Source organism: Bradyrhizobium sp. AC87j1 (assembly GCF_002936975.1).
Classification (GTDB): Bacteria; Pseudomonadota; Alphaproteobacteria; order Rhizobiales; family Xanthobacteraceae; genus Bradyrhizobium; species Bradyrhizobium shewense.
In genome coordinates, this window is the sequence record NZ_PTFE01000093.1 from 22,882 (window position 1) to 29,644 (window position 6,763).

Annotated in this window: 6 protein-coding genes; 1 reads left to right on the forward strand and 5 read right to left on the reverse strand. The window is 64.7% G+C overall.

From position 1 onward, the window contains the following. The first annotated feature begins 79 nt into the window (after positions 1-79). Positions 80-2,311, forward strand: coding sequence for an ATP-binding protein (locus CV770_RS32940; RefSeq protein WP_104465319.1), 2,232 nt, complete (start codon positions 80-82; stop codon positions 2,309-2,311). 1 nt (position 2,312) lies between these two features. On the opposite strand, the gene CV770_RS32945 is transcribed toward CV770_RS32940, so the two are convergent. The 5 genes from CV770_RS32945 to CV770_RS32965 all read right to left on the reverse strand — a co-directional run bounded on the left by CV770_RS32945 (position 2,313) and on the right by CV770_RS32965 (position 6,633). Next, entirely contained in the window at positions 2,313-2,756 is a 444-nt protein-coding gene (locus CV770_RS32945; RefSeq protein ID WP_104465320.1) for a hypothetical protein, read from the reverse strand. 2 nt (positions 2,757-2,758) lie between these two features. After that, positions 2,759-3,145 (reverse strand): nuclear transport factor 2 family protein, encoded by a 387-nt coding sequence (locus CV770_RS32950; protein WP_104465321.1) that lies wholly within the window; start codon positions 3,143-3,145, stop codon positions 2,759-2,761. A gap of 80 nt (positions 3,146-3,225) precedes the next feature. Further along, positions 3,226-3,693 (reverse strand): MarR family winged helix-turn-helix transcriptional regulator, encoded by a 468-nt coding sequence (locus CV770_RS32955; protein WP_104465322.1) that lies wholly within the window; start codon positions 3,691-3,693, stop codon positions 3,226-3,228. 59 nt (positions 3,694-3,752) lie between these two features. Further along, the gene (locus CV770_RS32960; RefSeq protein WP_104465326.1) at positions 3,753-5,363 is read right to left on the reverse strand and encodes an acyl-CoA synthetase; all 1,611 of its coding nucleotides are present in this window, start codon (positions 5,361-5,363) and stop codon (positions 3,753-3,755) included. A 130-nt stretch (positions 5,364-5,493) separates the two neighbouring features. Then, positions 5,494-6,633 carry an epoxide hydrolase family protein gene (locus CV770_RS32965; protein ID WP_104465323.1) on the reverse strand — a complete coding sequence of 380 codons (1,140 nt, stop codon included), beginning with the start codon at positions 6,631-6,633 and terminating at the stop codon, positions 5,494-5,496. Between the last annotated feature and the right edge of the window lie 130 nt (positions 6,634-6,763).

A 6,763-nucleotide genomic window follows, 5' to 3' on the forward strand; every position in this document is an offset into this window, starting at 1 on the left:
CAATGCTATGGACTGGGCAGACGATCGTCCGCAAATTGTACCTCCGAGCAGATGCGCCTGAGAGCGGACCGCCCCACCGATGAGCCTGCGTACCCGGTTACTGATCCTCGTCATCGCCGCCATGCTGGTGCCGGCGATCCTGGTCGGGCTGCGCTTCGTGCAGAACCGGGCCAGCGAGATCGACGCGGCGCTGGCCAATCTGGCCGCATCCGCCGACGACATCGCCAGCGATCTGAACGAGAAGATCCAGGGCACCGCCCAGCTCCACTACGGTCTGGCCCGCGCCCGCGACCTCGACACGCGCGACAAGGCGGCGTGCTCGGCGTTTCTGTCGGAAGTGCGCGAGGAATACCCGCAGTTCACGGGCATCCTGACCATCGATCCCGACGGCAGCCTGTTCTGCGACTCGCTTCGGACCAACCGCACCCTCGACCTGAACGACCGCGGCTATTTCAAACAGGTCAAGGGTCTTCAAGGCGTCGTTGCCGCGGAGCCGGTGTTCGGCCGCCTCACCGGGCTATCGGTGCTCCAGATCGCCTATCCCGTGCGATCGGAGACGGGCGCGCTGAAGTTCGTGCTGCTCGCGTCCTTCAACCTGAACAAATTCGCGGAATTTCACGACAAGCGGCTGCTCGCCGAGAAGGACATCCTGTTCGTCGACGCAAAAGGTACGGTCCTGGTCGCCCCCAAGGGCGGCGGCTGGAGCGAGCCCGTCGGCGGGACCATTGCGGGCTCCGATCTGTTCCGCTTTGCCGCAGCGCCCGATGGCGAGCCATTTCGGGAAGTCACCGACCGCGGGGGCCGCACGCAGATCTGGGGCGTTGCCCGCTCGCCCTCGATGCGCAAGGCCGGCCTCACCATCATGGTCGGACGCTCCAAGGACGGACTGGTCGCGGCGGCGAACCGCCGGCTTTACGAGGACATGGCGATTCTCGCGGTGGCCTTGCTGCTGCTCCTGGCCGGCTTATGGATCCTCACGACCGTGAGCATCGGCCGCCAGATCGGGCGGCTCGCCACCATGGCGAAGAGGCTCGGACGCGGCGATCTCAGCGCGCGCATTCCGAAGCCCCATCCGGGCGGCGAGCTCGGCGGATTGATGACCCTGCTCAACGGCACGGCCGAATCGCTCGAACAGCAGCGCGCCGCGATCGCGGATCTCAACCAGAAGCTCAGCCAATCCCAGAAGATGGAAGCCATGGGCCAGCTCACCGGCGGCGTGGCGCATGATTTCAACAATCTCCTGACCGTCATTCTCGGCAACTCGGAGCATCTCGCCGACCAGCTGGCGGGAAACAAGGAATTGCACCGCATCGCCGGCGACATCGCGACCGCCGCCGAGCGCGGCTCTGACCTGACACGGAGCCTGCTCGCCTTCGCACGCAAGCAGCCGCTGCGGCCGAGAGAGATCGACATCGCCGAGAAGGTGCTCGGCATGGAGCAGCTTCTGCGTCGGACGCTGGGCGAGCACATCGAGTGCCGCTTCGCGTTCGAACGGGATTTATGGCCGGCCAGCGTCGATCCCGGCCAGCTGACGACGGCCCTGCTCAACCTCGTACTCAACGCGCGCGATGCGATGCCGGAGGGCGGCAAGCTGACGGTCGAGGTCCTTAACAGCTCGCTCGGTGAATCCGACCTCGACGTCAACGGCGAGCCGCGGCCCGGCGACTATGTGATGGTGGCCGTCACCGATACCGGCAGCGGCATGAGCGCCGAGGTGGTCAGCCGCGCGTTCGAGCCGTTCTTCACAACCAAGGAGGTTGGCAAGGGGACCGGCCTCGGCCTGAGCATGGTCTACGGATTTGCACAACAGTCCGGCGGACTTGTGCAGATGCAGTCCGAGCCGGGACGAGGCAGTGTCGTCAGGCTGTTCTTTCCCCGTCTCGCAACACCGCCGAACGAGGATCCGCGCCCCGCGGAGACGACCGTCACACAAGCGGGACACGAGACCGTTCTCCTCGTCGAAGACGACGATATGGTGCGGGCCTATGTCGAGAACGAGCTCAGGACGCTCGGCTACCGGGTCATCGCCACGTCGAACGGGCCCGCAGCACTGGAGCTGCTGCGCCAGCCCGGGGACATCCAGCTGCTGTTCACTGACGTCGTCATGCCCGGCGGCATGTTCGGGCCGGAGCTTGCGAGGCAAGCAACCGAGCTGCGGCCTGATCTCAAGGTGCTCTTCACCTCGGGCTACAGCCAGACTCCCGTCAAGACACCGGACGGGGGCGGCGACGCCCGCATTCTGACCAAGCCGTTCCGGCGAAAGGATCTTGCGGCGATGCTGCGGGCCGCGCTCTCGGAGCCGTCGCGGTAGATCAGGACGCTATCGCGAGCTGGAGCGCCACTGCGAGATTGGCCGCGAACAGGCCCGCGTCGATGACGAAGATCCGGAGCATCGGACCCTTCAACACCGGCCAGTAGGCGACCCCGACGCGTCCGCCACGCATCAGCACCGGGAGGTTATAGGCGAACTGGCTGAAATGGCAGGCCGAAAAGAACAGGAACAGCGTGAGCTGCGCCTCGACCGGCTGGAAGAAGAGCGGACGCGCAACCAGAAGGTAGAACGACAACAGCCCTATCGGCAGGTTCATCCCGCCCAGGAACGCAACGCTGGCCGCCAGGGTCGGCGCGATCGGATTGCTGCGCTCTTCCCGCGGCAGCAAGATCTTCAGCGTGTTGGCCTGCGCAATGCTGAACTGGATGAAGGCGCCGCCGAACCACAGCGTGTTGAGGAGCAGGACGATATCCGAAAGGCGCATGGTCATTTTCCGTAAAAGGCTTCGCTGCGCACGACGCGGCCAGCGTCGTCGAAATCCATGAACTCGCTGGCGCGCGTGTCTCCGAGCTGCCACCACACCGTCAGGCGCGCGATGGTGTCGTCCCAGCTCCAGCTCAGGATCTTCAGGTCCGCGCTTTCGATGTGGCCATAGGCTTTGCGCCAATAGGCGCGGATATTCTCGATGCCGGCGACGACAGGAGAACCGGTCAGCGTCAGCGCCAGAGGGCTGCGCATCTGCGCATTCTCTGCAAAATGCGCCACCACGGCGTCGATATCGACCTTGCACCAGTTCGCGCACCATGCCGCGACGAAGCGTTCGGCGGCCGCGCGAGTCATCTCCTGCGCGCTCAATGGATTCTGTCCGCTCATGACACGGGCCCTCCCCGTCCTGTTGCCAGGACAGTGGCAAAGCCCGCCTCTCATGTCAACTATATTGACTTTAAGAACCGTCAATTGTTGTCGGCGATCGTCCCCATGACCGCCATCCATGCCGCCGCCCCGGATGCGCCGACGCGATCAAACGCCTCGCGCAAAACCCTGCGCTCGTGGTCCGAGGCCCGTTGCTCGATGCGTTCCCCCGCGGCCGTCAGACGCAGCAGCTTCGAGCGATGCTGCTCGGGCGAGCGCTTCGACGTCACCAGCTTGCGCTCCAGCAGCAGACTGAGCGGCCGGCTCAAGGCCTGCTTGGAAATGCCGAGGACCTCGAGCAGCGAGCCGATCGCAATATCGGGCCGCCGCGCCACCACGTAGAGAATGCGATGATGCGGACGCGACAGGCCCTGCTTTGCGAGATATTCGTCCGCTTCCAGCGTCATGCCGCGCCAACCGTAATACATGAGCTCCAGCGCCGCATCGAGATCGTGCAGCTTGTCGAGCGAGGCGCGGTGAAGTCCCGCGGCTTGAGACGTCTTGGCCATTGTCGGAAGTCAGCCCTTGTAAGAAGTCAGCCCTTGTAAGAAGTCAGCCCTTTAAGAAGTCAGCCCTTGGCCCGCAGCTCGCGCCGCAGCACCTTGCCTGTCGCCGTCATCGGCAGCGTCTCGGCGAATTCGACGAACCGCGGATATTCATGCGCGGCGAGCTGCACCTTGACGAACTCCTGGATCTCGCGCGCCAGCGCGTCGGTGCCGGTAAAGCCCGGACGCAGCACGATCCAGGCTTTGATCGATTCGGTGCGGATCGGATCGGGGATGCCGACCACCGCGGCCATTGCCACCGAGGGATGCTTCATCAGCGTGTGCTCGATCTCGGAGGGGCCGACGCGATAACCGGCGGTGGTGATGACGTCGTCCTCGCGGCTGACATACCAGAAATAGCCATCCTCGTCCTGCACGCCGAGATCGCCGGTGAGCAGGAATTCGCCGGCATATTTCTTCGCCGTCGCCTCCGGATTGCGCCAGTATTCGAGCATAGTGACGGGGCATGGCTGGCGCACGCCGATGATGCCCCGCTGGCCGCGCGGCAATTCTTCGCCCTTGTCGTTGACGATGCGGACGTCGAAGCCCGGCGTCGCCTTGCCCATCGAACCCGGGCGGATCGGAAACAGGTTGGAGTTGCTACCGATCACGAGATTGCACTCGGTCTGGCCGAACACCTCATGCGCGTCGATGCCGAAGGTCTCGCGCACCCATCCCAGCAGTTCGCCGCCAAGGGACTCGCCGCCCGTGAAGATGCTGCGGAGCTTGACGCCCGGGTGCTTCACGCCCGCCTGCCGCATCAGCTTCAGCGCGGTCGGCGGCAGGAAGACGTTGCGGACGCCGAGATCGGCCATCATCTGCATCGCCGCCTGCGGCTCGAATTTGCGCGCGCGATGCCCGACCAGGGGGATGCCGTGATACCAGAATGCGAGCAGGCCGTTGACGAGGCCGCCGATCCAGGCCCAGTCCGCCGGCGTCCACATGAGATCGCCGGGACGCGGCAGGAAGTTGTGACACATCTCGACATTGGGGAGATGGCCTAGCACGACGCGGTGCGCATGCAGCGCGCCTTTGGGATTTCCTGTCGTGCCCGAGGTGTAGATGATCAGCGCGGGATCGTCGGCGGCGGTGTCGACGGTCGCAAAGTCCTCGGACGCGGTTTCGATCGCCGGCCAGAATGGCTTTGCGCCGGCGTGGACGGCGCCGCTCGTGATATAGATGTCCTGCAAATAGGGCAGCCGCTCGCGGATCTTCGTGAGCTTCTCCCAGCCCGCCTCATCAGTGATGATTGCCTTCGCCTGTGAATTCGACAGGCGGAATTCCAGCGCGTCCTCGCCGAACAGTGCGAACAGCGGGATCGAGACCAGGCCCGAGCGGAACGCCGCCATATGCGCGATCGGCAGCTCCAGCGACTGCGACAGGAACACCGCAACGCGGTCGCCGCGCGAAAGCCCATCGGCCTTCAGCACATTGGCAAAGCGGCGCGACATGTCCGCGACCTCGTCGAAGGAGGTTCGCGTGGTGGCGCCGTTCTCGTCGACATAGATCAGCGCGAGCCGGCCGGTGCCGTCGGCATGCCGATCGCAGCATGCTTCCGCCATGTTGAAGCGCTGCGGGATGTCCCAGCGGAAGTTGCGAGTGAGCTCGTCGTAGGTTGCAGCTTCGGTCAGCATGGCTTGGTCGTTTCCCAGCAACTCCGTCATGGCCGGGCTTGTCCCGGCCATCCACGTTCTTCTTGCTTTGGCGACACTCTAAGGCCGTGGATGCCCGGGACAAGCCCGGGCATGACGGCTGAGTGCGTGCTTACCTTACCGTCGCAAAGAACTTCCTGACATCGCGCACGAACAGCTCCGGCTGCTCGAACGCGGCGAAATGGCCGCCCTTCTCCATCTCGCTCCAATGCGTGATGTCATGGAAGTTCGGTTCCATCCAGCGCCGCACCGGCGTGATGATCTCCTTGGGGAACGCGGCAACGCCCGTCGGCACCTTGACGACAGGCGTGGTGCGGCGCTTGCCAAAACTTTCCCAATAGAGCCGCGCCGAGGAGGTTGCCGTCTCCGTCACCCAATAGAGCATGACGTTGTCGAGCAACTCGTCGCTGGTGAAGATGTTCTCGGGATGGCCGTTGCAATCGGTCCAGGCCCAGAATTTTTCCAGAATCCAGGCCGCCTGCCCGCTCGGCGAATCCGTCAGGCCATAGCCGAGCGTCTGCGGGCGCGTCGATTGCTGCTTGGAGTAGCCGGAGTCGAGATCGACGTAATGCTTGAGGCCGGCGAGCGCCCGCTTCTCCTCCGCGGTCGGCTCGCCCTCCATGCGCGGCGGCGAGTTGAAGGACAGCGTGATGTGGATGCCGGCGCAGTGCGCCGCATCCTGCGCACCGAGGGAGGCCGTCACCGCCGAGCCCCAGTCGCCGCCTTGCGCGCCGTAGCGGGCATAGCCCAGCCGCTCCATCAGCTGCGCCCAGGTCGCGGCGATGCGGTCGACGCCCCATCCGGTCGCCTTCGGCTTGGCGGAGAAGCCGAAGCCCGGCAGCGAAGGACAGATGACGTGAAACGCGTCCGCGGGATTGCCGCCGTGCGCGACGGGATCGGTGAGTGGCGCGATCACCTTCTGGAATTCGACGATCGAGCCCGGCCAGCCATGGGTGATGATCAGCGGCAGCGCGTTTGGTTCTTTCGAGCGCACATGCAGAAAATGAATGTCGAGCCCGTCGATCTCGGTGGTGAACTGATCGAAGTGGTTGAGCTTTGCCTCGCGGGCTCGCCAGTCATAGCCGTTTGCCCAATAGGCGCAGACCTCCCGGATCCACTTCAGCGGTGCGCCCTGGCTCCAGTCGTCGACCAGCTCCGCCTCCGGCCAGCGCGTGCGGACGAGCCGCGATTTGAGATCGGCGATGATGTCGTCGCTGATGGCGATGCGGAACGGTTTGATGGCGCCGGTCATCGTGCCTCCCGATTTTTGTTGTCGAGAGAGTAGACCGGATCACAGCCACGTCAAAGGTACCCATCCTCCCCTGGAGGGGGAGGATCGGTTCGCATGAAGCGAAGCGGCATGCGAACCGAGGTGGGGTGAC